Origin of the sequence: Streptomyces sp. NBC_01515 (assembly GCF_045040345.1) — a bacterium.
In the GTDB taxonomy this organism is placed as follows: Bacteria; Actinomycetota; Actinomycetes; order Streptomycetales; family Streptomycetaceae; genus Streptomyces.
Map to the genome: position 1 here is coordinate 2,507,472 of NZ_CP109416.1, position 25,554 is coordinate 2,533,025.

Annotated in this window: 20 protein-coding genes; 8 read left to right on the forward strand and 12 right to left on the reverse strand. The window is 72.2% G+C overall.

Annotation, left to right across the window (positions count from 1 at the left end):
• Positions 1 to 134 precede the first annotated feature (134 nt).
• Together OG407_RS10975 and glpK are read left to right on the forward strand one after the other, a co-directional pair.
• Positions 135 to 860: an MIP/aquaporin family protein gene (locus OG407_RS10975; protein ID WP_403598277.1), complete on the forward strand. Its 726-nt coding sequence runs from the start codon at positions 135 to 137 to the stop codon at positions 858 to 860.
• 91 nt (positions 861 to 951) lie between these two features.
• Positions 952 to 2,463 (forward strand): glycerol kinase GlpK, encoded by a 1,512-nt coding sequence (glpK, locus tag OG407_RS10980; RefSeq protein WP_405857302.1) that lies wholly within the window; start codon positions 952 to 954, stop codon positions 2,461 to 2,463.
• 108 nt (positions 2,464 to 2,571) lie between these two features.
• Here glpK and OG407_RS10985 read toward each other — a convergent pair whose 3' ends face one another.
• The 4 genes from OG407_RS10985 to OG407_RS11000 are packed head-to-tail and all read right to left on the reverse strand — an operon-like array spanning position 2,572 to position 6,887.
• Entirely contained in the window at positions 2,572 to 3,177 is a 606-nt protein-coding gene (locus OG407_RS10985; protein WP_403598271.1) for a GTP-binding protein, read from the reverse strand.
• A 48-nt stretch (positions 3,178 to 3,225) separates the two neighbouring features.
• Complete coding sequence (locus OG407_RS10990) at positions 3,226 to 3,621, reverse strand: DUF742 domain-containing protein (protein ID WP_327405522.1); 396 nt, start codon at positions 3,619 to 3,621, stop codon at positions 3,226 to 3,228.
• 9 nt (positions 3,622 to 3,630) lie between these two features.
• Positions 3,631 to 4,062, reverse strand: a complete 432-nt coding sequence (locus OG407_RS10995) for a roadblock/LC7 domain-containing protein (RefSeq protein ID WP_033282376.1) — start codon at positions 4,060 to 4,062, stop codon at positions 3,631 to 3,633.
• Entirely contained in the window at positions 4,059 to 6,887 is a 2,829-nt protein-coding gene (locus OG407_RS11000) for a nitrate- and nitrite sensing domain-containing protein (RefSeq protein WP_405857304.1), read from the reverse strand. Before OG407_RS11000 ends, OG407_RS10995 begins: the two co-directional genes overlap by 4 nt.
• 417 nt (positions 6,888 to 7,304) lie before the next feature.
• Between OG407_RS11000 and OG407_RS11005 the strand changes: the two genes are divergently transcribed.
• On the forward strand, positions 7,305 to 7,898 hold the full coding sequence (locus OG407_RS11005) for a hypothetical protein (RefSeq protein ID WP_405857306.1): 594 nt from the start codon (positions 7,305 to 7,307) through the stop codon (positions 7,896 to 7,898).
• 52 nt (positions 7,899 to 7,950) lie between these two features.
• Here the strand turns inward: OG407_RS11005 and OG407_RS11010 are convergent, their stop codons facing one another.
• The 4 genes from OG407_RS11010 to OG407_RS11025 form a co-directional block, all read right to left on the reverse strand.
• Positions 7,951 to 12,801 (reverse strand): hypothetical protein, encoded by a 4,851-nt coding sequence (locus OG407_RS11010; RefSeq protein ID WP_405857308.1) that lies wholly within the window; start codon positions 12,799 to 12,801, stop codon positions 7,951 to 7,953.
• Positions 12,802 to 12,867: 66 nt separating this feature from the next.
• Positions 12,868 to 13,746: a hypothetical protein gene (locus OG407_RS11015; protein WP_405857310.1), complete on the reverse strand. Its 879-nt coding sequence runs from the start codon at positions 13,744 to 13,746 to the stop codon at positions 12,868 to 12,870.
• Between the two features lie 112 nt (positions 13,747 to 13,858).
• The gene (locus OG407_RS11020; protein WP_405857312.1) at positions 13,859 to 15,385 is read right to left on the reverse strand and encodes a hypothetical protein; all 1,527 of its coding nucleotides are present in this window, start codon (positions 15,383 to 15,385) and stop codon (positions 13,859 to 13,861) included.
• A 100-nt stretch (positions 15,386 to 15,485) separates the two neighbouring features.
• Positions 15,486 to 16,193 (reverse strand): GntR family transcriptional regulator, encoded by a 708-nt coding sequence (locus tag OG407_RS11025; protein WP_403598252.1) that lies wholly within the window; start codon positions 16,191 to 16,193, stop codon positions 15,486 to 15,488.
• Positions 16,194 to 16,362: 169 nt separating this feature from the next.
• Here OG407_RS11025 and OG407_RS11030 point away from each other — a divergent pair, with 169 nt between their 5' ends.
• From OG407_RS11030 to OG407_RS11050, 5 genes are read left to right on the forward strand one after another with little or no spacing between them, the layout of a single operon-like run.
• Positions 16,363 to 17,682: an MFS transporter gene (locus tag OG407_RS11030; protein ID WP_403598249.1), complete on the forward strand. Its 1,320-nt coding sequence runs from the start codon at positions 16,363 to 16,365 to the stop codon at positions 17,680 to 17,682.
• Positions 17,679 to 18,500, forward strand: coding sequence for a putative hydro-lyase (locus OG407_RS11035; protein ID WP_405857314.1), 822 nt, complete (start codon positions 17,679 to 17,681; stop codon positions 18,498 to 18,500). The genes OG407_RS11030 and OG407_RS11035 overlap by 4 nt, the downstream gene beginning before the upstream one ends.
• Before the next feature lie 24 nt (positions 18,501 to 18,524).
• The gene (locus OG407_RS11040) at positions 18,525 to 19,277 is read left to right on the forward strand and encodes a LamB/YcsF family protein (RefSeq protein ID WP_405868360.1); all 753 of its coding nucleotides are present in this window, start codon (positions 18,525 to 18,527) and stop codon (positions 19,275 to 19,277) included.
• Entirely contained in the window at positions 19,274 to 19,891 is a 618-nt protein-coding gene (locus OG407_RS11045) for an allophanate hydrolase subunit 1 (protein WP_405857316.1), read from the forward strand. Before OG407_RS11040 ends, OG407_RS11045 begins: the two co-directional genes overlap by 4 nt.
• On the forward strand, positions 19,888 to 20,757 hold the full coding sequence (locus OG407_RS11050) for a biotin-dependent carboxyltransferase family protein (protein ID WP_405857318.1): 870 nt from the start codon (positions 19,888 to 19,890) through the stop codon (positions 20,755 to 20,757). The genes OG407_RS11045 and OG407_RS11050 overlap by 4 nt, the downstream gene beginning before the upstream one ends.
• Before the next feature lie 13 nt (positions 20,758 to 20,770).
• Here the strand turns inward: OG407_RS11050 and OG407_RS11055 are convergent, their stop codons facing one another.
• From OG407_RS11055 to OG407_RS11070, 4 genes are all read right to left on the reverse strand, one after another.
• A complete protein-coding gene (locus OG407_RS11055) occupies positions 20,771 to 21,631 on the reverse strand; it encodes an SGNH/GDSL hydrolase family protein (protein ID WP_405857320.1) in 861 nt (286 codons plus the stop codon).
• Positions 21,628 to 22,791 (reverse strand): glycosyltransferase, encoded by a 1,164-nt coding sequence (locus OG407_RS11060; RefSeq protein ID WP_405857322.1) that lies wholly within the window; start codon positions 22,789 to 22,791, stop codon positions 21,628 to 21,630. The genes OG407_RS11055 and OG407_RS11060 overlap by 4 nt, the downstream gene beginning before the upstream one ends.
• Positions 22,788 to 23,915 carry a glycosyltransferase family 4 protein gene (locus tag OG407_RS11065; RefSeq protein ID WP_405857324.1) on the reverse strand — a complete coding sequence of 376 codons (1,128 nt, stop codon included), beginning with the start codon at positions 23,913 to 23,915 and terminating at the stop codon, positions 22,788 to 22,790. Before OG407_RS11065 ends, OG407_RS11060 begins: the two co-directional genes overlap by 4 nt.
• 139 nt (positions 23,916 to 24,054) lie before the next feature.
• Positions 24,055 to 25,473 carry a HEAT repeat domain-containing protein gene (locus OG407_RS11070; protein WP_405857326.1) on the reverse strand — a complete coding sequence of 473 codons (1,419 nt, stop codon included), beginning with the start codon at positions 25,471 to 25,473 and terminating at the stop codon, positions 24,055 to 24,057.
• Between the last annotated feature and the right edge of the window lie 81 nt (positions 25,474 to 25,554).

Genomic DNA, 25,554 nt, shown 5'->3' on the forward strand with positions numbered 1-25,554 from the left:
CGCGACGGCACGCTCGTCACGGACGCCGGGCGGGGCTCGGGACCCTCCCCGCCTTCGGCTGAAGTCGCCAAGGGAACCGCACCCTGCACGGAGGACCGGGGCCGACCGTCCCGGGCGAGGGCCTAGGAGCCGCCATGAGCAATGGAGACATATTCCTCGGTGAGGTCATCGGCACCGCGATACTGATCCTCTTCGGCGCCGGCGTGGTCGCCGCCGTCGTACTCAACTACTCGAAGGCCAAGGACGGCGGCTGGATCGTCATCGCGTTCGGCTGGGGCTTCGGCGTCATGGCCGGGGCGTACACCGCAGCGCCGCTGTCCGGCGGGCAGCTCAATCCGGCCGTCACGATCGGCATCGCCATCGACACCGGGAAGTGGGACAAGGTCCCGCTCTACATCGCGGGGCAGATGGTCGGCGCCATGCTCGGCGCGGTGCTGTGCTGGCTGGTCTACTACGCGCAGTTCCAGGCCAACGCCGAGGAGGAGATGGCGCAGCCCACGCTCGGGATCTTCTCCACCACGCCCACGATCCGCAATGTCGTGGCGAACCTGATGACGGAGATCATCGCGACGATCGCGCTGGTCCTGCCGATCCTGGCCTTCGGCCTCACCAAGGGACTCGGTACGTCCGGCACGGCGGTGCTGGTCGTCTCCTTCCTGGTGGTCGGCATCGGTCTGTCGCTCGGCGGTCCCACCGGGTACGCCATCAACCCGGCCCGCGACCTGGGCCCGCGCATCGTCCACGCGCTGCTCCCGATCCCGAACAAGGGCACCTCGGACTGGAGTTACGCGTGGATCCCGGTGGTGGGACCGCTGATCGGCGGGGCGCTCGCCGGAGTCATCTTCAACGCAGCCTTCTGACAGCAGTGTTCGATCAGTCTTCCGAAAGCAGCCCTCCGAAGGACGGGAGCAGTCCTTCGGAGGATCCGAGGGACACGACAAAGGGGTCGTCATGACGGACAGGTTCGTCGCCGCAATCGACCAGGGCACCACCTCCAGCCGCTGCATCGTCTTCAACCAGGACGGCGCGATCGTCGCCGTCGACCAGCGTGAGCACCGCCAGATCTTCCCCAAGCCGGGCTGGGTGGAGCACGACGCCACCGAGATCTGGTCCAAGGTGCAGGCGGTGGTCGCCGGGGCGCTCGCCAAGGCGGGACTGCGCGCCGACCAGCTCAGCGCGCTCGGCATCACCAACCAGCGGGAGACGACGGTCCTTTGGGACCGCGCCACCGGCAAACCCGTACACAACGCGATCGTGTGGCAGGACACCCGCACCGCGGCCCTGTGCAAGCAACTGGGCGGCTCGGACGGGCCGGACCGCTTCCGTGGGCAGACCGGGCTGCCGCTCGCCAGCTACTTCTCCGGCCCCAAGGCGGCCTGGCTGCTCGACAACGTGCCCGGCCTCAGGGACCGCGCCGAACGCGGCGAGATCGCCTTCGGCACGATCGACTCCTGGCTGATCTGGAACCTCACCGGCGGCACCGACGGCGGCAAGCACGTCACCGACGTGACCAACGCCGGGCGCACCATGCTGATGAACCTGGAGACCCTCCAGTGGGACCCGTCCATCCTCTCCGCGATGAACGTCCCCGAGGCGATCCTCCCCGAGATCAAGTCCTCCGCCGAGGTCTACGGCACGGCGGTCGGCCAACTCGCGGGCGTGCCCGTCGCGTCGGCCCTGGGCGACCAGCAGGCCGCCGTGTTCGGGCAGGCCTGCTACGACGTGGGCACCGCGAAGAACACCTACGGCACGGGCAGCTTCCTGCTGCTCAACACCGGCAACCGGCCGGTGCCTTCGAAGAACGGGCTCCTCACGACGATGGGCTACAAGATCGGCAGTGAGGCGCCGGTCTACTGCCTGGAGGGATCAATAGCCATAACGGGCGCGCTCGTTCAGTGGTTCCGCGACCAACTCGGCATCATCCGCAACGCCGACGAGATCGAGACCCTCGCCGCGAGCGTGGACGACAACGGCGGCGCGTACATCGTGCCCGCGTTCTCCGGCCTGTTCGCCCCCTACTGGCGGTCCGACGCGCGCGGGGTCGTCACCGGGCTCACCGGGTACGTCACGAAGGCGCACCTCGCGCGCGCGGTGCTGGAGGCGACGAGCTGGCAGACGCGCGAGGTCGTGGACGCCATGTTCCAGGACTCCGGGGTGCAGATCACCACCCTGAAGGTGGACGGCGGCATGACCAAGAACAACCTCCTGATGCAGCACCAGGCGGACGTCCTCGGGGTGCCGGTCATCCGGCCCAAGGTCTCCGAGACGACCTGCCTGGGCGCCGCCTACGCGGCCGGACTCGCCACCGGTGTCTGGAACGACCTGGATGAACTCAAGTCGCACTGGCAGAAGGACGTCGAGTGGACGCCCTCCATGGAGTCGTCGGTGCGGGACCGCGAGTACCACAACTGGCGCAAGGCGGTGGAGAAGAGCTTCGGCTGGGAGGAGGACGGCGACAACTAGGCACACGCGCGTGGCCGTTGTTCCATCAGGCACGCACGCGCGTGCCGTCGCATCGCACTAGCTGTGGCCCGTACCCCGGTCGGCGGGGGTACGGGCCGCGCCGGTGCCTCAGCTGGTGACGCTCTGGCGGCGCTTCGCGCCGTAGGCCATCGCGTGCTGGACGACCTCGATGAGGACCTCCTTGACCGACGCGCGGTCGCGCGCGTCGCAGAGCATGAGCGGTACGTCCTCGTCGAGGTCGAGGGCCTGGCGTACGGCGTCCACGGGGTAACGGTCGGCGCCTTCAAAGCAGTTGACGCCGACGACGAAGGGTATGGAGCGCCGCTCGAAGTAGTCGAGGCCGGCGAAGCAGTCCTCCAGGCGGCGGGTGTCGGCGAGCACGACGGCGCCCAGGGAGCCCTCGGAGAGCTCGTCCCACATGAACCAGAACCGCTCCTGGCCCGGCGTACCGAACAGGTACAGCACCAGGTCCTCGCGCAGGGTGATGCGCCCGAAGTCCATGGCCACGGTGGTGGTGTGCTTGCCCTCCACCCCGCTGGTGTCGTCGACCGGACGCCCTGCCTCGGTGAGCAGTTCCTCCGTGCGCAGCGGCCTGATCTCGCTGACCGCGCCGACGAGGGTGGTCTTGCCCACGCCGAAGCCGCCGGCCACCAGGATCTTGAGCGTGACGGGCTCGACCGGAGGCTTGCCTCGCTCAGTACGCCCGAAGATCATCGGTCTTTTCTCCTGCTTGATGGGGTAGGGGGCGGTGGCTCGCGCCGCTCACAGGGCCCGGAGGCCGGAGATGACGTCACGCAGAATACTCTCGTCCACCAGTTCGGCAGGGGGTACGGGACGTGACACATGGACGAGTTCGCCGTCCACGAGGTCGCCGATGAGGACCCGTATCACCCCGATGGGCAGGTCGAGTTCGGCGGCGAGTTCGGCGACCGACTGCGGGGCGTCGCGGCAGAGACCGACGATGTCCACGTGCTCCGGGGACAGCGTGTGGTCCGCTTCCGAGTCGTCCTCGTGGGACTCCGCGATCACCACCGCGATGAGGTCGAGGCGGTGCTGGGCCGCACTGGTGGTGCGGCCGCGCGTCATCGCGTACGGCCTGACGACCGGTCCGGCCTCGTCGTCGAACCAGTGGCTTCTTCCCTGACCGTCTCCGCTCATGTCACTTCACTACCCGCCGGAGGACACGTCGGTGCGCGGAGCGGCCCCCAGATGCACACCGACCCGCTTCACGAGCAGTGTCATCTCGTAGGCGACCTGCCCGACGTCCGAGTCGGCGTCCGCGAGGACGGCGAGGCAGCTGCCGTCGCCCGCGGCCGTCACGAACAGGAAGGCCTCGTCGAGTTCGACGACCGTCTGCCGCACGCTGCCCGCCTCGAAGTGACGGCCGACGCCCTTGGCGAGGCTGTGGAAGCCGGAGGCCACGGCGGCCAGGTGTTCGCTGTCCTCGCGGGTCAGGTCCTGGGACACGCCGGTGGCCAGGCCGTCGCCGGAGAGCACGATGGCCTTGCGGATGCTGGCGACGCGCTCGACGAGGTCGTCGAGGAGCCAGTTCAGCCCGCGCTGGTCGGTGCTGTGGCCGGTCGCCTTCGGTGCGGTCATCGACCGTCCCCCTTAGTTCCTTGTGCTGTGCCGCCTCGGGCGTCGTCGCCCTCGGCGTTCTCCTCGCGGCCGCGCTGCCAGCCGCGCTGGAGCGAGGCCATACGGCTGCGCACCTCGTCGGCGTCGCGTTCGGCGACCTCCGCCGGGCTCGCGGCGCGCCGATCGGGGTCCTGTTTCAGCTGCGGGGCCAGATTGGCCTGACGTACGCGTCTGGGCAACGCTCCGGTGCTCGGCGGGGTGTCGGAGTCCGGAGCCCCGGCCGCGAGCTCGGCACGCCGGCTGCGCCTGGGGAGGGCGGGCGTCTCGGGCGTCTCGGGCGGCTCGACGGGGCCGCGTCCCGGGGAAGCGGGAGGCTGTCCGGAGTCGGCGCGACCGCCGGGCACGTCGGTACGGCGCCGTAGCGGCGTCTCACCGCGACGCCGGGCCGGGAGCGGTGCGGGGCCGTCCGTTTCCGGTCCGCCCAGGCTCTGGGCCGTCGAGAGGCCGTCGAAATCGGCCTCTCCGGAGTCCCCCGTTTCGCGTCGGGAGCGCTGCTCGACGACCGGGCGTCCATGGGAGCTGACCAGCTTGGGCGTACGGCGCCGGGGCAGCGGAAGCGGCTCACCGCGGTGGCCGTCCGTGTCGGCCTCGGAGACCTGCTGATGCGCGTCCACGGGGCGGACGGGGGCGAGGTCGTCCCGGTGGGTGGAGGCGCGGCGGGGGCGGAAGATTCCGCCGCGCTCGCCGTCCTCGTCGTCGAGCGTGTTCGGGAAGCCTTCGAGGGCGTCCAGGTCCACCGGGGCTTCCAGTTCGACCGGTCCGTCCAGGAGGGCGGGCGGCAGGCCGGGCAGCTTCACGGGCTGGGAGAGCGCGGAGCGGCGGCTCTCCTCCAGCTCGGCCTCCTTCGTCGGCCGGGGCCGGTCGAGGCGGAAGCCGATGCCGTTGGTGTCGGGGACCTCGTCGCTCAGCAGGGCGTCGGGGATGAACACGACTGCGGTCGTACCCCCGTAAGGGGAAGGCTGGAGCGAGACGCGGACGTTCTGTCGCTGGGCGAGCCGACTGACCACGAACAGGCCGAGGCGGTCGGTGTCGGAGAGTTCGAACTCCGGTGTCTCGGCGAGCCGGAGGTTGGCGTCCAGGAGTGCCTCGGCCGCCATACCGAGGCCGCGGTCGTTGATCTCCAGGGTGAAGCCGTTGGCGACCCGCTCCCCCAGGACCTGGACGGCGGTGTGCGGCGGGGAGAACACCGTGGCGTTCTCCAGGAGTTCGGCCACGAGGTGGGTGAGGTCCGCGACGGCGGGGCCGGTGACGGCTATGCGCGGCAGTCGGCGGACCTCGATGCGCTCGTAGTCCTCGACCTCGGCGACGGCCGCGCGGACGATGTCCATGAGCTGGACCGGCTTGCGCCACTGCCGGGACGGGGCGGCCCCGGAGAGGATCACCAGGCCCTCGGCGTGCCGGCGCATACGGGTCGTCAGGTGGTCGAGGCGGAACAGGTCGGCGAGTTCGTCGGTGTCCTCGGTCCTGCGCTCCATGGTGTCGAGCAGGGTGAGCTGCTTGTGCAGCAGGACCTGGCTGCGCCGGGCGAGGTTGACGAACACGTCGGAGACACCGGACCGCAGTTCGGCCTGCTTGACGGCGGCTTCGACCGCCGCGCGCTGGAGGGTGTTCAGGGCCTGGCCGACGTCGCCGATCTCGTTCCTGTCGTACTCCAGGCGCGGGACCTCGGTCTCCACGTCGACCACTTCGCCGACGGACAGGCGGCGCATCACGCTGGGCAGCCGGACGCCGGAGGCCTCGTGGGCGTCCAGGCGCAGTTGGCGCAGGTCGCGGATGAGACCGCGGCCGATGCGCACCGACAGGAACAGCGAGAACAGGAGGGCGATCAGCCCCAGGACACCGGCGACGGCCGCCTTGAGGATGACCCGCATCGCGACCGGGCGGACGCGGTCCTGGTAGCGGTCGTTGGCCTGGTCGTCGAGGGTGCCGAGCTTGGCCAGCGCCGCGCCGGCCGCGGTGTTCCAGGTCTGCGCGGTGACGTTGCGGGGCGTGCCGGACGTGGTCGAGGCGGCGGCCTGTTCGGCCACGCGCACCGGGGCGCTGGCCGCGTTCTTCCAGAAGCGTTCGAAGTGGCCGCGCTCCGAGGAGGGCAGCAGCGGCAGGTTGACGTCGTACAGCAGGGTGCGCTGGGCGACCAGGTCGGAGACGTCGCGGGTCTCGTCCCGGGTGAGCTCGCCGACGACCAGGGAGGAGCCGAGCAGGGCGTCCTCACGGGAGAGGAACTCCCGCGCGCGGGCGAGGTTCACGAGGGCGCGGTACTGCTTGTCCATCTCGACGTTGTCGACGACGTGGAGGTTGGACAGGAGCACGTAGCAGGGGTCGACCAGGTGGTTGTAGAGCCCGAGGGCCTGCGCACGGTTGACGGTGCCGTCCTCGACGCTGCGCCGCAGGGACTGGAGCCCGTCGAACGCGTCGAGGACCGCGGCGACACGGCTGTCGGTGGCCTGCCCCATCGCGTCGCGCACGTCCGGGTTCTCGGAGTTCTTGCGGATCTTGGCGACGGCCTCGTCGGTCGCGGCGCGGCTGCGTCTGAGATCGGTGAGCCCGTCGGCTGCGCGCGGGTCGGCGAGATAGACGAGCGACTGCCGGCGTTCCTGCTGGATGACGCGGACGGTGTCCTCGGTGGGATAGCCGATCTTCTCGACGACCGACGACACGTTGAACAGGTCCCCGGCGGCCCGGCCGGTGAGGACCGTGGCGAACGCCCAGATCGCGGTCAGGGACACCAGCGGCACGAGAAGGAGCGCCACGATCTTCCGGCGGATGGACTTCCCGCGAAAGCGCATGGCCTCCCCCAGCTGGACCCCCGCCGGCCGGGGGTACACATGTACGTCAACAAACGGCGCGAGCCTACTACTGACACAGAGGTAACTCGAAGAGCTGTCCGGAGGGTGAACCTCCGCAACAGCGACCGGACATGGGGAGTTGTCGGGTCATTGCGGGAGATTGCCGCCCCGATATCCCTGGGATCGTCACACCCATCCGATCGGTCCACTTGGTCAGTTGGCCGGAATTTTTCGTCCGTTGGGAATCTTCGTGGCATGTTGCGCGTCTTTCTCTACGGGACATGGGGGCGGAACCGGCCACACGAGCCGCATCCGCAACCGTGCGGCGTAAAACAGCGCAAGCCGGGCACCCACTGGGGAGTCGGAGTCTTCGGACTCCGGGGCGAGTGGTGTACCGGCGGTGGGGAGGACACGTTGATGGGCACGGCGGAGCGGCAAGAGGCGCTTGAGGACGGCGTGGCGGCGCGGTCGACGGCGCAGCGGCGCCGCGAGGCACCGGATCGCGATATTCCGGCAGACGGTGGTACGACGAGGGGCGGCGGCGAGGCCCGGAGGGACTCGGGCGAGCCCACGGCGGACGAGCCACGTTCGGCTCGCCCGGCAGCGCAACAGCAGGAGTACTACCGGCCGTTGTGGATCGAGGAGCCCGCGCGTCGGCGTCGGCTGCCCGATCCGGTGCGTACGGCGGCCGTGCGGGCGGTGATCATCATCGCCGTGACGCTGATGCAGGCGACGGTGGCCTTCCTGTGCACGCTGGCCGGGTCCTGGCTGGCGTTCCCGATGGTGATCAGCAGTGTGGTCAGCACGGTGGTGGCCACCTGGGGCGCCCTCGACGTCTGGGTGACCCGCCAGACGTGGAACCAGCGCAACGGCGTGGTCTCCGAGCCCAGCAGCACGGCGAGGGCCCTCCGCCGCGAGCGGCGTCGGGCCCAGCGTCAGGCACGGTCCAGCGAGCGTGCCCAGGAGCGGATAGCCCGCAAGAGCGGCGCCGGGCAGCTGTCACACTCCTGAGGCTCACCAACGGACGGGTTGTCTACGGACGGTTCGTCCACGGGCAGTTCTCCTACGGAGCGGTCGGCGCCGGACGCTTGAACATCCGGGTCGCGGTGATCTCGCTGTGCACCGACTCGCCTTCTCCGGCGGGCGCCTGCTGCGGCAGGCCCGGCCGGAGGTGCTCCTCCACGCTGATGTACTTGAGGCCCGCCCTCAGGTCGGCGTCGTTGCGCAGCCGGATCACCAGCGGGAACTCGGCCAGCGCCGTCGTGTCGAACAGGCCGGTGGTGTAAAGGAGTTGGACACCGAGCGCGTCGGACACGGCGCGCTGCAGCTCCAGCAGGTAGGTCGCGTTGGCCCGCCCGATGGGGTTGTCGAGGAAGAGCGTGCCGGCGTGCCGGTGCTTGTCGCGGCCCCGGTCGTTCGAGCGCAGCGCGGCCATCGTGCAGTACAGGGCGATGGCCGCGGTGAGCAGCTGACCACCGGAGAAGACGTCGCCCATCTGCCCGACCGGCACGCGCTCGGCGCGCAGGACGGCGTCCGGCTTGAGGATCTCGACGGCGACGCCCTTGGGTTCAAGGGCGGCGCCGACTCCCCGCAGCAGCAGGGACATTCCGTCGCGTCGCATGTCGGAGTTCTTCTTCACGGCGGCCCGGGTCGCCTCGTCGACGACCACACCGAGCCGCTCGGCGAGTGTGGCCTGGTCGGGCTCCTCGAAGCGGATCCGCAGGAACTCCTGCCCGGACCACTCGCCGAGTCCCTCGGGCAGCCGGGACAGCCGCTGCGCGGACCGCAGGGTCGCCAGCGCCGACTCGACGAGCCCGCGGAGCCGGTCCACGATCGAGTCGCGGTTGCGCTCCAGCTGAGCCAACTCGTCGGTGAGGACCCGGAGTCGGGGAGCGAAGGCGTCGGCCCACTTCTGCGCGTGCTCCGGCAGCGCGGACGCGGGCAGCTCACGGATCTGCTGCCGCGCGGGGGTCCGTACCTGCTCGTAGCGCGTGGAGTTGGCGTGCCGCACGAGCACATCGCTCGCCTCGCGTACGGCGCCCTCGGCGGCGGACAGGTCGGCGGCGCAGCCGCGCAGCGAGCGGCGGGCCTCGGAGGCGGAGTGCCGGGCCTCCTCCACGCTGCCGGGGTACGGCTCGGGCTCCTCCCGCTCCTCGTCCGAGGAGTGCTCGCGCATCAGGTCCCGGAGCATCGCGGCGGTCTCGTCGAAACCGCCGGCCCCGTCCTCGGCCGCGCGGTGGGCGTCGAGGAGTTCGGCGTGCGCCTCGCGGGCCTGGCCCAACGCGTCGGTGCGGGAGCCGAGTTCGGCCGTCGCCGTGCGCAGCAGGGCCTGGGCGTGCTCGGCGTCGCGCGGGACGAGTTCCTCGGCCAGCTCGGTGTGTGCCTCGCCGTCCTCGGGCGCGTGCCGCTCGGCCTCGCCGCGCAGCCGCCCGAGTTGCTCGCTCGCGGTCGACACCCGGGTCTCCAGCAACTGCACCAGCTCCTCGGCACGCGCCGCGGCGGCCTGCCGGGACGGCCCGTCGGAGCCGTCGGGTGACTCCAAAAGCTGCGCCGCGCGCGTGCGGACCTTGTTGCTGAGCCGGTCCAACTCGGCGATCGCCGCGCTCTCGTCGCTCTCCGCCCGCGCCTGCTCGGCCCGCAGATCGGCGCCGACGCCGACCTTCTCGTAGAGCTGCGAAGCGGCCCGGTAGGCCTCGCGGAGGGCGGCCAGCGCAGGCCTGGGGACGTCCGGGTCGTCTTCCGGTACGTCGTCGGGGGCGCCCGCGATCTCGGAGCGCTCGGCGCGCAGCGCACGGGCCGTGCGGCGGGCGTCGTCCGCGGCGCGCTGGGCGGCGCGGCGGTCCTCGTCGGCGGCGCGGGCGCGCTCCAGGCAGGACTGGGCGCGGCCCTCCGACTCGGCCGCCTCGTCGGCGAGTTCACGCAGTTTGACCTGCCAGCCGGCGCGTTCCCGCAGCCGGAAGGCGAGTCCGGCGAGGGCGTCGGCGGCGCGCCGGGCCTTCTGCGCGGCCTCCTGCCGCTCGTCGCGCACCTGCGCGGCCTCGGCTGCGGTCTCGTCGGCCTCGGCCCGTACGGTCCTCGCCTCGGCGAGTTCGGCCTCGGCCTCCTCGGCGAACGCGCGCGTGTCCCTCGCGGCCTGCGCCAGCTCGACCAGCCGCCCGCTCGGACAGCCGGTGCGCCAGGACACGAGCCGCGCCGCCAGCTCCCGGTCCTTGCCGAGCCGCGCGGCGAGCGTACGGATCTCCTCGTCCCGCTGCCCCGCCCGCGCGCGCAGCGCCTGCCGCTCCTCGTCGGCGGCGTGCTCGTCGTGCATGGCCGGGTTCGGCGGTACGAGGAAGACGTCGCTGGTCTGCGCGTCGGGCGCCGGAGTCGGGGCGAGCAAGGCGGCGGCCGTACCGACCGCTACGGCGGACCGGGGCAGCAGGGCCGCGTCGTTGAGGGCCTCGCGGGCACGCGCGTGCGTGTCCGGGTCGGTGATGATCACGCCGTCGACCAGCTCGGGCCGGGCGGCGAGCACGCGCGCGTGGTCGGTGGGGTCGACGGCCTGGGCGAGGTAACGCCAGCCGGGCAGCGCGGGGATGCCGTGCTCACCGAGGTACTCCACGGTGGCCAGCACGTCCGGGCCGGGCGGCAGCAGGCCGCCGTCACCGAGCGCCCCGAGGATCCGGGAGTCGTCGGCGGCGGCGGTGCGCAGGTCGAAGAGGTGCCGCTCGGCGGAGGAGACCCCGTCGTCGAGCAGCTCGCGCAACTCGTCGGCGAAGCGGTCGAGTTCCTCGGGGGTGAGGGGGCCTTCGGCGAGGGGGCGGGCGGGCTTGGCGGTTCCGAGGCGGGCGACCGAGGAGGCGTTGGCGGCGGAACGGCCGCTTCCGGCAAGGCCGTTGGCCGAGACGGTGTCGGCCGAGACACCGGTCCGCGCGCCCGACTCGGCACCGTCACCGGCAGCACCCGAGCGCGCGCCCGCGACGCCTACGTCCCCGGCGTCGCCCTGTCCCGTCGCCGCCCCGTCACCAGTGCGCTCACCGCCCGCACCACGCGGCACCGGCACACCACCACCGCCTGCGGCACCACCGGCACCGGGCAGGCTGAGCAGCTCCGCGAGCCGCTCCTCCCCCGCCAGTCCCTCGGCGAGGCGCCGCTCCGCGTCGTAGGTCCGCTCGGCGGCGGTGGCCGCGTCGGACGCGCGGGCCGCCGTCAACTCCGCGCGGGACTCGGCGGAAGCCGCTTCGCGAGCGTGCTCGGAGGCGCGGCGCGATGCCTCGCGTGCGGTGTCCCAGGAGGCCACGGCGGTCTTCTCGGCGTCGCTCGCGGCGAGGGCCGCGCGGGCCGGGTCGGCGTCGGGGGCGCTGTTGTCGAGCCAGCCCGCGCGCACCGCCTCGGCGGTCTCCTGCTCGACCTCGGACAGGCGCTGGCGCAGATGCCCGACCTCGCTGCGGGCGCGCTGCGCCTCGGTGGCGGCGGAGGTCGCGTCCCGGTGCGAGGTCTCGCCGACCTCCTGGAGCGCGGCGGAGCGTTCCTCGCCCTCGTTGGCGAGGTTCTCGGCGCTCTCGGCGGCCGAGTGCAGGGCCCGTACGAGATCGACGGCGGCCTTGGCGCGGGCGGCGAGCGCCGGTGCGGCGTCCCGTTCGGCCTCGCGGATCGCGACGGCCACGCGCGCGGAGCGGTCGGCGGCGGCGCGGTGCCGTAGGACCGCCTCGGCAGCTTGCCAGGCGGCGTGCAGGGTGCGGGCGTCGGCCAGTTCGCGCTTCTGCGCGGCGGCGGACTTCTCCATGGTGGCGAGCGCCAACGAGGCGTGCCGGTAGGCGAGTTCGGCGGCGATCAGCGCGCTGCGCTCCCGCGCCCCCTCGGCGTGCGTGACGGCGTACGCGGCGGCGGTGACCCGCTGGGCGAGGTCGGCGGCCCGCACCCGCTCCTGGGCGCCCCGCGCGGACAGCCGTCGGGCCAGGGTGCGGGTACGGCGCTCGGCGCCGGCGTGGATGTCACGCGCGCGTGCCCGTGCCTCGGCCGCCTCGACGATCCGGCCGAGCAGATCCACGGAACCCGCCGTGAAGTCCCGTTCGGCGATCAACTCCGCCCGCCGCCCCAGCTTGTTGCCGAAGCCGCCGACCAGGTCGGCGAGGCCGTCGGTGTCCCGGGTGTCGGTGACCGCGCGGAGCAGCAGGTCGGTGAAGTCGGAGTCCTTCTTGACCGCGAAGAGACCGGCGGCCTCGCCCTCGTCGGCGTTCATCTCCCGCTGGTAGCGGAAGAGTTCGGGGTCTAGGCCGAGGTCGCCGAGGTGCTCGATCCAGCGGTCGTGGATCTCCTCCCAGTGCACTTCGAGGTGCGGATACGCCTTGCCCGCCTCGGTGATGGCGTCCCGGAAGCCCTTCATGGTGCGGCGTCGGCCCTGCGCGCCGGACGCGCCCTCGACGGGCGGCCGTACGGAAGTGGCCTCGGCGACGGGGAGGTTGTCCAGGCTGAGCCCCGGCCCGGGCCGGAACGAGTACCAGGCCTCGGCGAACTTCCGCGGGTCGTTGGAGACTTGACGCCCCCGCCACTCGCTGACCTTGCCGACCACCACGCACTCGCCGGTCAGCGTGTGCTGCCACTCCAGGGCGACATGGCCGCAGTCGTCGGCGAGGAGGAACTTGCGCAGCACACCGGAGCTGGCGCCGCCAAGGGTGTTGCGATGTCCCGGCAGCATCACGGAGAAGATCAGCTTGAGCAGGACGGACTTGCCGCCGCCGTTCTCCAGGAAGAGCACGCCGGCGGGCGCGGGGCGCAGAGGCGGGCCGACGGGCTCGTCCGCGAAGAACTCCGCCTGGGTGGGCGCGGGGTCGGGCACGGGCTTGCCCACGCCTCGCAGGTCAAGCACGGTGTCGGCGTAGCGCGCACCGGCGGGCCCGATGGAGTAGAGGCGGACCCGGGACAGCTCGTACATGGCGGACTCTCGTCGTAAGTCTTCGGCAGGTGGGGGGAGTTGAGGAACCTCAGCAGCAGAGGAATCTCAGGAGTGGAACGGCAGCCCGGCGTCGGCCACCAGCTCCAGATCCTCGGTGTCCTCGGCAGGCATCAGGCTCGCGGTGCCGTCGGTGACCGGGACGACGCCCAGCTCCAACAGCTCGGCCATGGCGGCGCTTCCGGCCATGTCACGCACCTGGAGCTGATAACGCGCGGTCGTGCGATAGGTCCCGCCGCTGTCGTCGCCGGTGCGCTGCAGGAACCCGGAGTCGGTGAGAAAGGCAGCGGCCTTACCAACGATCCCGGTGGTCGAACCGGCCAGTCTCCGGGCGTCCTTGGTGGCTCCGGTCGCGCTGCGTCTGACCCAGATCCGCCAGGCGGCCTCCAGCCCGGGCGCGTCGGTGGCCGGGTCGGTGTTCATGCCCTGCTCGTCGGCCCGCTCCTCCAGCCGCCGGCAGGCCTGCCGTACGAAGGCGTCGACCCCGTTGACCGTGACACGCCCGATGTACCCGTCGTCGGCAAGATCCTCGGGCCGCGGAAACGCCATGGCGGCAACGGCAAGATGTGCGAGCCCGTGCAGGAACCGGTCCCCGGAGTCGGCGGCCGTACGACGCGCGTAGTCCCCCATCCGCACGGCGAACACCGAGTCCTCGGCGGCGGTTACGGCCATCCCCGCGCGCGGGGACACCTCCAGCACAACCAGCCCGAGCCCGGCAGCCACAGCATCGGCGAGCCGGGCGAACGGCGGATCCTCGCGGTATCGGCGGAGCAGCTCCGCGTACTCCTGGTCCCGCGCGGGCTGCAACTTCGGCTGCAGCCCGAACGCGACGAGCCGAGCCGCGTCGGCGGCATCGGCGGGCGTAATGACGGCGGTCACCGGCGCGGCGGCAACCTCCGGCTCACTCCATTCGACGGGCTCACTCACGACGACAACTCCCTGAAACTAAAAACGAGGCTGACACCAGGCGCCCCTTCAGGGGCGCGGGGAACTGCGCGACCAGCCACAGCGAGCCCGCACTCAAACAACGACAGAAACATCACGCCGCCTCACTCCGCCCGGCAGCCATCCCCACCGTGTCCAAAAGGGCCATCCCCACAATCAGATCGGCCCCACCGAACTCGGGATCATCCAGCTCGACCCCGTCGTCCACGGCGAACAAGAGCTTCGGCTCCCCCTGCCGATAAGCAGTACCAACAGGCGGACTGGCCGCATGCACGGCCAACAGGGCCACCAGATAAGGCAGTTCAGCATCCTTACGCCGCGCATCCGCCAGCAGTCCCGACAACCGCCGAGGCGCATCCGCAGGCAGATCAAGCAACTCCATGGCCGCAGCCAGTTGCTCCTCACTGAACCGACTGTCATCCGGCGTGGCGATGAGATCCGGCTCGGGCATCTCCGCACCGAGATGCTCCCGCTCGGCGGGCGGGGTGAGCAGTATGTCGACCAGATCCCCCACCCGAACCGACACCGGCGTACGCAACCCGGTCCCGCGAGCGAAGAACGCATCGGTGACCCGGATCGCCTGCTCCAGCGGCAACGGCAGAACGGGCGAGACGAGATGCCCGTAGAGGTCGATCCCCGAGGTGGTCATCGGCGTGGCGAAAGCCTGTCGATCCTGCTCGGCACGGAACAGCGGCCCGGCCTCCATAAGACGCGACTGAAGCTGTGTGTGCCGCCGGATGCAGTCCTTGACGATGTCGACCAACTCGGCCGCGCGCCGCTTCTGTTCGGCATCCTCGGACTCATCACGGGCCTTGCGGATATTGGTCAGGATCGCGTTCTCGTGCCGGTACCGATCGGCAACGTGATCGAGGGCCTCGGCGATCATGTCCGGCACTGCATTGAGCCAGTCCACCGCGCGGACGTTGCGCCGCGTGGCATCCAGCGCACGGCGCAGGGTCTCCGAGTACTGCACGGTCCGATACCGGGCCTGCTCGGCGGCAAGCTGCGCATCGGCAAGCCGCCCCCGGCTGATCAGGACCTCAAGCTTCACCTCAGCGGCGATCTGCGCACTGGTGACGTCGGTATCCAGCGCACCCACGAGCACATTGACGGCCTCGTCGGTCGTCCGGAGGTAGACGCTGCCGCCGTAGCCGGGGACCTCTTCGATCAGCTTGAAGTCGTAGTCGCGGCGCACATACGTGCCGTCCTGGGCGAACGTGCCGTAGACCGTGCGGAAGCCGCGGTCGACGCTGCCGACGTTGATCAGGTTCTCCAGGACCCAGCGGGCCACGCGCTCGTGCTCGACGACGGGGCGCTGCGGAGCCTGGGCGGCGATGCGCGGGATGAGCCTGGCCACTATCTGGTCGTGGTCCGCACCGGTGTCGAAGTCCATGTTGAGGGTGACCAGGTCGATGGCGGCGAGGGCGACCTCCGCCATGCCGTAGACCGAGTACTCGCCGGCGAGATTGGCCTTGCGTGCGTCGAGGTCGTGCAGCGGCGCGGTGCAGGCGAGCGCGCGCAGTCGCCGCGCCAGTCCCTCGTCGGCGGCCGGGCCCGGGGCGGGACGCGGCGCCGCGCTGAACTGGGGCGGAACGCTGTCCGTCGATGCAGGCGAAGTCACGCTGCACAGAGTAGGTCCTCGGTCTGACAACGACCCAAACGACGCAGAAGCGACTACCGCCTCAACCGTGTGTGCGGGCCGGTCGAGCGCCGTGCCGTCCTCAGTCGACCGCCGTGCCGTCCTCGCCGACCCGGTTCCGGTACGCGTCGACGACCCGTTCGAGCGAGTCGTCGAGGTAGACCGCGAGCAGTTTCTCGGCCTCGGCGGAGTCGTTCGCCTGGAGTGCCTGGAGGATCAGGCGGTTGCGCTGGAGATACGGCTCGTGGAGGGCCTTCGGGTCGTCCACGAGGTGGAAGGCGAGCCGGAGTTCGGCGAAGACGCTGCGCATCAGTTCGTCGGTGCGGGCGCTGCCGGCGAGGGCGACGAGTTCCCGGTGGAAGTGGATGTTGGCCGTACCCACGCCTTTCCAGTCATCTTCGACGGACGCCAACTGCCCTTCCGTGACGGCCGAGGCGAGCATTTCGAGGGCGTACGGCGGTTCGCCCAGTCCGCGGACGACGGCGCACTCGACGAGGCGTCGGGTGCGGTAGATGTCCTCGACGTCCTCGACGGACAGGACCCGGACGAAGACGCCCCGGTTCAGCTCGTGGACGAGGAGGCGCTCATGGGTGAGCAGCCGGAACGCCTCTCGGAGTGTGTTGCGCGACACACCGAGCGCCCCGCCGATGCTGTCCTCCGACAGCCGGGTGCCCGGCGGGAAATAGCCGTCCGCGATACGGCTCCTGAGGATGTCCGAGACGCGTTCCGCGGTGCTCGTACGGCCCAGGAGGGCACGGTCGTCGGCCAGTCCCGCCAGTTGCTCTGCCATGCCCGGAATTCAACCGCAGATACAAGAACGAAACAACATGGGTATTGAAGGATCGTTCAACGATCCTCTACCTTTCTCGGCAAGGCGCCACCGCTCACCCCGGCGCCGACGGCTTCCGCACAGCCCTGCTCACTCCCAGCACCCTCCGTCCTCCTTCTGCGAGGTGCCCATGAGCACGACCCCTCCACCTCAGGCCCTGAACACCGGAACACATCCCGACGGGGATGAACTGACCGCCGACGACGGCGCGTTGGCCTGGCTGCGCGCCCTCGGCCCGAACGGCCGCCGCGCCTTCGCCGGCGCGTTCGGCGGCTACGCCCTGGACTCCTACGACTACTTCACGCTGCCGCTGAGCATGGTCGCGCTGGCCGCGTACTTCGGCCTGGACAGCGGCCAGACCGGCCTGTTCACCACGGTCACGCTGGTCGTCTCGGCGGTCGGCGGCGCCGTGGCGGGTGTCTTCGCCGACCGGGTCGGCCGCGTCAAGGCCCTGATGATCACGGTGATCACCTACGCCGTCTTCACGGTGGCCTGCGGCTTCGCGCCCAACTACGAGACCCTGCTGGTGTTCCGCGCCCTCCAGGGCCTCGGTTTCGGCGGTGAGTGGGCGGTCGGCGCGATCCTGGTCGCCGAGTACGCGAGCGCCAAGCACCGCGGCCGTACGCTCGGCGCGGTCCAGAGTTCCTGGGCGGTGGGCTGGGCGCTGGCCGCGGTCGTCTACACGCTGGTCTTCTCGTTCCTCGGCGACGACCTGGCCTGGCGGGTGATGTTCTGGACCGGCGCGCTGCCCGCGCTGCTGGTGCTGTGGGTGCGGCGCCGGGTGCACGACGCCCCGGAGGCGACGGCCGCCCGCGAGCAGAACCCCCAGAAGGGCTCGTTCGCGGCGATCTTCAAGCCGGGCACGGCCGAGTCCCCGGGCCTGCTGCGCACGACGGTCTTCGCGGGTCTGCTCTCCACCGGCGTCCAGGGCGGCTACTACACCCTCGCCACCTGGGTGCCGACCTACCTCAAGACGGAGCGCGGCCTCTCGGTCGTGGGCACCGGCGGCTATCTGACCTTCCTGATCTCCGGCGCCTTCCTGGGCTATCTGACCGGCGGTTACCTCACCGACGTGCTGGGCCGCAAGCGCAACATCTGGCTCTTCGCGCTGCTCTCGGCGATCTGCGTCCTGGCGTACACGCACATCCCCATCGGCTCCAACACCCTTCTCCTGGTGCTCGGTTTCCCGCTCGGGTTCTGCATGTCGGCGATCTTCAGCGGCTTCGGCTCGTATCTGAGCGAGCTGTATCCGACGGCGCTGCGCGGCACGGGGCAGGGCTTCACGTACAACACCGGCCGCGCGGTGGGCGCCGTCTTCCCGACCCTGGTGGGCTTCCTGGCCGACAGTTGGGGTGTGGGCGGAGCGCTCGTCTTCGGGGCCGTCGGTTACGGCATCGCGGCACTGGCGCTCCTCGGACTGCCGGAGACGCGTGGAAAGGAACTGGCGTGAACCGCACGGAGGACCGCCCCCTGACCCTCGTCGACGAGCACGCGCACGCGTGGAGCCCGCGTTCCGCCCGGGCCCGCTTCCGGGCCGGGCTGACGGGCCCTACGGCCGGGGTCGCGGCGGGCCACACCCAGGTCAACCTGATCTCGGTGCCCGCCGACTGGGCCTACGACATGTTGCTGTTCTGCCAGCGCAACCCGAAGCCCTGCCCGGTGCTCGACGTCACGGACGCGGGCTCCTGGGAGACGGTTCTCGCGGACGGCGCGGACCTGCGCACCGATCTGCCGCGCTACCGGGTGTGGCGGGACGGCGAGTTGGCGGACGAGCCGACGGACGTGCGGGCGTACTGGCGCGACGACCTGGTGTCGTTCCTGATCGGCTGCAGCTTCACCTTCGAGTGGTCGCTGAGCGGGGCGGGCGTCCCGATCCGGCACATCGAGCAGGGCCGCAACGTCCCGATGTACGTGACCGGGCGCCCGTGCCGCCCGGCGGGGCGGCTGCACGGCCCGATGGTGGTGTCGATGCGCCCGGTGCCGCCGGAACACCTGGCGACGGCGATCCGGGAGACCGCGCTGCTCCCGGCGGTGCACGGCAGCCCCGTACACTGCGGCGATCCTTCGGGGCTCGGCATCGAGGACCTCGGCCGGCCGGACTTCGGCGATCCGGTGGACGCCGCGCCGGACGACATCCCGGTGTTCTGGGCCTGCGGAGTGACCCCGCAGGCCGCGGTGATGGCGTCCCGCCCGCCGTTCGCGATCACGCACGCGCCGGGCCAGATGTTCGTCACCGACGCCCGCGACGAGCAGTACCGCGTCGTCTGACCCGTCGCCCGACCAGGAGAGATGATGATCGATCTGAACGCCGACCTCGGCGAGGGCTTCGGCCGCTGGCATCTCACCGACGACGAACAGCTGTTGTCCGTCGTCACGAGCGCCAATGTGGCCTGCGGCTTCCACGCCGGGGACCCGGTCACCATGCGACGGGTGTGCGAGCTGGCGGCCGAGCGCGGGGTACGGGTCGGCGCGCAGGTGTCCTACCGGGACCTGGCGGGGTTCGGGCGGCGCGCGATGGACGTGCCGTCCGCCGAGCTGGCGGCCGAAGTGGCGTACCAGATCGGCGCCTTGGAGGTGTTCGCCCGCGCGGCGGGCACGCGCGTGTCGTACGTCAAGCCGCACGGCGCGCTCTACAACCGGATCGTGCACGACCGGGAGCAGGCCGCCGCGGTGATCGAGGGCGTACTCCTGGCCGGCGCCTCGCTGCCCGTGCTCGGGCTGCCCGGCTCGGCCGTGCTCGAACTGGCAGCGAAGGCCGGGCTGCCAGCCGTCACGGAGGCGTTCGCGGACCGCGCCTACACCGACGAGGGCACGCTCGTACCGCGCGGCCGGGACGGCGCGGTGGTCACCGACCCCGAGGCCGTCGTGGAGCGCTCACTGAGCCTGGCCCGCTCCGGGACGGTCGACGCGCTCTCCGGGGCGCGCATCGAGGTACGGGCCCGCTCCCTGTGCCTGCACGGGGACACGCCCGGCGCGGTCGACCTGGCCCGCAGGGTCCGCGCGCGGCTCCTGGAGTCGGGTGTCCGGGTGGAGGCCTTCGTATGAGGGTGCTGCCCGTCGGCGACAGCGCGCTGCTCGTCGAGGTCGCCTCCGGGGAGGAGGCCCAGGCCGTCCACGCGGAGCTGCTGCGCCGCCGCGCGGAGGGCCTGCTCAGCGTCCGCGAGATCGTCCCCGCCGCCCGCACGGTCCTCCTCGACGGCCTCGACGACCCGACCCGCCTGGCCTCCGAACTCACGACCTCCGACGTACCCCCCGCTCCCCCACGCGCGGGTGAGGTGATCGAACTCCCGGTGCGCTACGACGGCCCGGACCTCGCCGACGTCGCCGCACTGTGGGACGTCCCCGAGCGGGAGGTGGCCCGCATCCACGCGGCCACCGAGTTCCGCGTCGCCTTCTGCGGGTTCGCCCCCGGCTTCGGCTACCTCACCGGCCTCCCGGCCCGCTACGACGTCCCCCGCCGGGCCACCCCGCGCACGGCCGTCCACGCCGGTGCCGTGGGCCTGGCGGGCCCGTACACCGGCGTGTATCCGCGTGCCTCGCCCGGCGGCTGGCAGCTGATCGGCACGACGGACGCGGTCCTGTGGGACACCGCTCGCGAACCGGCCGCGCTGCTGTCGCCGGGAACGCGCGTGCGCTTCGTCCCGGTGGCGGACGTATGACGGACCGTGCGGTCGCCGTCGTACGAGCCGGGGCCCTGACCACCGTGCAGGACCTGGGACGGCCCGGACACGCGCACCTGGGGGTGCCGCGTTCCGGGGCGCTCGACGGGCCCGCGGCGGCCCTCGTCAACCGGCTGGTCGGCAATCGGCCCGAGGCCGCCGTCCTGGAGACGACCCTCAACGGCTGTTCCGTACGGCCTCGTTCAACGATCCTCGTGGCCGTCGGGGGCGCCCCCTGCCCGGTCACGGTGGACGGACGGCCGGTCGCCTGGGGAGCACCCGTGCACGTGCCCGCCGGGGCGCTCCTGGACATCGGAACGGCCGTCTCCGGAGTACGCACCTACGTCGCCTTCGCCGGTGGGGTCGGCGTCGAGCCGGTGCTGGGCAGCCGTTCCACGGACCTGATGTCCGGGCTCGGCCCGGCGCCGCTCACGAACGGCGCCATACTGCCGCTGGGTTCCCCGACGATCCGCCACGCGTGCGTGGACGTCGCTCCGCAGCCGGCTCCGCCGACCGAACTCGTCCTGCGGGTGACCCTGGGGCCCCGCGACGACTGGTTCACCCCGGAGGCGGTACGCACGTTCACGTCCCGCGCGTACCGGGTGTCCTCGGCGAGCAACCGCATCGGGCTGCGCACCGAGGGGCCCGCCCTGGAGCGGGCCCTTACCGGTGAACTCCCCAGCGAGGGCATGGTCCTCGGTGCCGTCCAGGTTCCGCCGGACGGCCACCCGGTGGTGTTCCTCGCCGACCATCCGACCACCGGCGGGTATCCGGTGATCGCCGTCGTCCGCCCCTCGGACCTCCCGGCGGCCGCCCAGGCGGTGCCCGGCACCCCGGTCCGTTTCGTGGCCGTACGGCGCCGCTGAGGCCCCTGACGCCCTATGCGGCGTCCGGCTGCTTCTCTCCCACCGAGAGGGCGGCCAGGGCCGCAGACACCGCGTGGGACGCGCTCAGGTCGAGTCGGGCACTCGTGCCCCGCGCGCGGTGGCGCATCTCGTCGGCGGCCAACCTCAGGAGCTGCGGCAGCAGGTCGGTGCAGCGGCGGGCCACCCAGCCGGTGCCCGCGGTCGCCAGCCACAGCAGGCTGGCCGACCTGGTGGGCGCCGGGAACTCGGGCTCGGGCGACGGCGCGGCCCCCGAGGCCACGCCCCCCTCGGTGAGCAACGCGTGGAAACGCAGCGCCAGTTGGCGGTGCCCCCGCTCACCGGGGTGCAGCCGGTCCGCGCTCCAGATCTCGCGCCCCATGATCCACTCGCCCTCCGCCGCGTGCAGATGCACGGCCCCGTAGCGCTCGGAGAGGGCGTGCACCACGGTGTTGACGGCGCGTTGCCGCCGGGCGAGCGGACGGGCCAGCGCGCCCGGGAGGCCGAGCATCGCGCCCGGGTCGGGCAGGCAGGCCGTGAGCAGGACCGCGCCCCGCGCCGTGAAGGCGGCGTAGACCTCGTCGAGGCGGGCGGCCAGGGCCTGGATGTCGAAGGTGCAGCGCAGGGTGTCGTTGACGCCTATGACGACGGACACGACGTCCGGGTTCAGGGCGAGCCCGGCCGGGGTCTGCCGGTCCAGCACGTCCCGCGTCTGCGCCCCGCTGACCGCCAGGTTCGTGAACTCCACGGCCCCTTCGGGCTGTTCGGCCAGTCCGCCGGCGAGCAGCGCGGCCCAACCGCGCCACGCCCCGCCGACGGGATCGCCCACGCCCTCGGTGAGCGAGTCACCGAGGGCGACGAAACGGACCGTTCTCATGCCACGCCTCCGGGCACGAACCGCCGTACCGGAACATCCGCGTCGTGGGCCGCGAGGAACGCGTCGACCGCCGTGTGCCAGCCGAAGCACTCGGCACGCGCTCGTGCGATCTCCCGCCGCTCCACCTCGGAGCGTTCCAGGAGCATGTCCACGGCGTCCGCGAAGGCCCTGCCGTTGTCCGCGGCCGTGGCGCCGGCGGAGCCGATGACCTCGGGCAGTGCGGACGAGGCGCTGGCCACCACGGGCGTGCCGCAGGCCATGGCCTCCAGCGCGGCGAGCCCGAAGGTCTCGGCGGGCCCGGGTGCCAGGCACACGTCGGCGGAGGCCTGGAGCGCGCCGAGCAGCCGCCGGTCGGAGACGTGCCCGAGGAAGGTGACCGGCAACCCCCGCTCCCGCGCCCGCTGTTCGAGCCGGGCCCGCAGCGGCCCGTCCCCGGCAACCACGAGAACCGCCCGCCGCCCGCGTCGCAGTAGCGCCTCCAGGGCGTCGAGCGCCGTGCCGGGCTTCTTCTCCACGGAGAGCCTGGTGCAGGTCACCAGGAGAACCTCGTCCACGCGCGCGTACTCCGCGCGCAGCACCGGGTCCCGCAGCGCCGGACGACGCCCCACCAGGTCGACGCCCAGCGGTGCCCGTACGACGTTGCGGGCGCCGATGCGGACGAACTCCCGCTCGGCGAACTCGGTGGTGCACACCACGCGCGCGTAGGTGTGCGCCGTACGGACGTTGAGGGCGTCGGCGGTACGCCGGGACATGTTCTCCGACAGGCCCCAGGTGCGCAGGACGCCGTCGGCGGTCTCGTGGGACACCATCACGGCGGGGACGCGGGCCCGCCTGGCCCATTTGCCGGTCCAGCGCAGGGTCGTACGGTCGGAGACCTCCAGGCGGTCCGGGGCGAGGTGCTCCAGGAGGTTGGCGACGCGCCGCTTGTCGGCGAGGACGCGGTAGCCGCCGGTGCCGGGCAGCAGCGGGCCGGGCAGGGTGATGACGCGGCCCTGCTCGGTCTCGCGGTCGGTGTGGCGTTCGCCGGGCACGATGAGGACCGGCTCGTGCCCGGCCTCCTTGAAGCCCTTGCCCAGCTCGCGCAGGGCGGTGCGCAGCCCCCCGGAGGAGGGGGCCACGAAGTTGGCGAGCCGCACGATCCGCAGCGAGGCGGTGTTCATGCCGCCACCACCGCCCTGCGCGCGGCGAGGACATCGCCGTAGTGCGCGATCAGTTGGTCGCCGACGGCCGCCCAGGTGCGGCCCTCGACCATGGCCCGCGCGGCGGTGCCGTACTCGGCGCGCAGTGCGGGATCGGCGGCCAGGGTCCGTACGGCGTCCGTCACGGCGGCCTCGTCGCGTGGCGGAAAGAGGAACCCGGTGCGGCCGTGGGCGACCAGGTCGAGCGGGCCGCCGGCGGCGGGCGCGACGACGGGGACGCCGCTGGCCATGGCTTCCTGGACGGTCTGGCAGAAGGTCTCAAAAGGTCCGGTGTGCACGAATATGTCCAACGAGGCGAAGATACGGGCGAGCTCGTCGCCGGTACGCCGCCCGAGGAAGACCGCGCCCGGCAGCGCCTCGTCGAGGTGCGGTCGGCTGGGTCCGTCGCCGACGACCACGACCCGGACGCCCTCGATGCCGCAGGTTCCGGCGAGGAGTTCGATCTGCTTCTCCGGGGCGAGCCGGCCGACGTAGCCGACGAGCAGTTCGCCGTTCGGGGCGAGTTCGCGGCGCAGCGCGTCGTCCCGGTACTCGGGGCGGAAACGCTCGGCGTCGACGCCCCGCGGCCAGAGACGGACCCGGGGCACGCCGTGTGCCTCCAGGTCGCCCAGGGCCGCGCTGGAGGGCGCGAGGGTGCGGTCGGCGGCGGCGTGGACGGAGCGGATGCGCCGCCAGGCGGTGGCCTCGCCCGCACCGACGTACGTACGGGCGTATCCGGCGAGGTCGGTCTGGTAGACGGCGACGGCGGGGATGCCGAGCCGCGCGGCGGCGGCCATGCCGCGGACGCCGAGGATGAAGGGGCTGGCCAGGTGCACGATGTCGGCGCGGTGCTCGGTGATGGCCGCGGCGACGCGTCGGCTGGGGAGGGCGACGCGGACCTGGGGGTAGCCCGGGAGCGGTAGGGAGGGGACACGGATGACGGGGCACGGCGACTCGGCGTCGGGCCCGGGGCCGGCCGAGGTGGCCGGCGCGACGACGAGCGGATGATGACCGCGATCCACGAGGTGCCGGGCGGTCTGGAGCGCGCAGTGGGCCACGCCGTTCACATCGGGGGGAAAGGATTCGGTCACGATGACGACACGCATACCCGTGTTCTCGCCGCGCTGGACGTGCCCGCGTCAACGTCGATCTATGCGAACGGTGAACGTCCCATGAGCGTTGCGCTGCACACCCGAGCAGGTCAGACGGCGTCCATGCGCGTCTGACCCGCGGGTCATCCCACGTTCACACTGCGGGGGCGTCGGGCCCGATCCGGCTCCGTACGGCTGTCTGGACTTCCGCTTCCTCGGCCGGGTCGGCGGCGAGTCTGCGGAGCTGCTCCACGACGCGGGCGTCGGCGGTCTCGGCGTGCCGGGCGGCGATCTCGCGGGTGGTCTCCTCGCAGTCCCAGAGGCACTCGACGGCGAAGCCGGTGGGGTAGGAGGGGTCGGTGGCGGCCAGGGCGCGGGCGGCCCGGCCGCGCAGATGGGACGAGGCAGTCTCCCGGTACACATGGCGCAGGACGGGGGCGGCGCAGACGATGCCGAGGCGTCCGGCGCCGTCGACGAGGGTCCACAGGGTGGGGGCGTCGGGTCCTTCGCCCATGACGGCCTCCCTGAGGGCGCCGAGGACGAGGTCGCTGTCCTGGGCTCCGCCCCGGCAGGCGAGCATGCGTCCTGCGGCGGCGCCGAGCGGGTCGGGCCGACGGGCCCAGCCGCGGGCCCGGTCGACGGCGGCGACGGACCGCATCCGTTCGAAGGCGTCCACGGCGGCTTCCACCACGGGTGCCGGGCCGGTGGCCACCGCGCGTTCGATGAGCGGGAGTGCTTCGGGGTCGTTGCTGTCGGCGAGATAGCGCAGAGCGGTGCAGCGGGCGCCCTCGCCGCCGTCCTTGGCGGCCTCGACGATCTCGGGCCGGTCCTCGGGGCCCGCGACGGCGGTGAGGCAGCGGGCGGCGGGGACGTGCAGCGCGGCTCCGCGTTCGAGGCCCTGTTGGGCCCACTCGAACACCGCCTGCACGCTCCACCCCGGACGGGGCCCGGTAGGTCGCATCTGGCGTTGCCAGAGGTCGAAGCAGCCGGCCTCCTGGGCGGCACGCACGCGCGTGCCGATCGATTCGCGTGGATCCTCGGCCCACAGCCGCCAGGGCCGGGGTTCGAAGGCGTCGCGCACGGCGGTGGCCAGTTCGGCCTCGCCCTCGGGGTCGGCCGGGAAACGCGCCAGCACGGGGGCGGCGAGGGCGCGCAGGCCCGCGTCGTCGTCCCTGAGCGCCAGCTCGTCCAGCGCCCAGGCCCAGTTGCTGCCGGAGGCCGCGTACCTGCGCAGCAGGGCGAGCGCGTCCCGCCTGCCGTAGGAGGCGAGGTGCCCGAGGACGGCGAGCGCGAGGCCCGTGCGTGACTCCTCGGTGTCGAGGACGTCCTCGGTGTCGAAGAGGTGCGCCTCCACGGCGTCCAGGCCGCCGCCCAGATCGAGGTACAGACGGGCGTAGTACAGGGAGCGGTTCTCCACCTGCCAGTCGTGGCGGGGGTCGCGCAGCACACAGTGGTTCAGTGCCGCGAGTGCCTCGGCACGGGGTGCGGTGAGCGCGTGCAGTGTGCCGTCGCCGCGGCCCCGCTGAAGCAGGCCGAGCAGCGTACCGCTGGGCGCTATGACCGGATCGAACATGGGAAACAGCCTCACATCAAGCGTCGACGCAACCGGGGGACGTGCACTACCTGGCCGCGTGACAACACGTCGGGGCGCCCG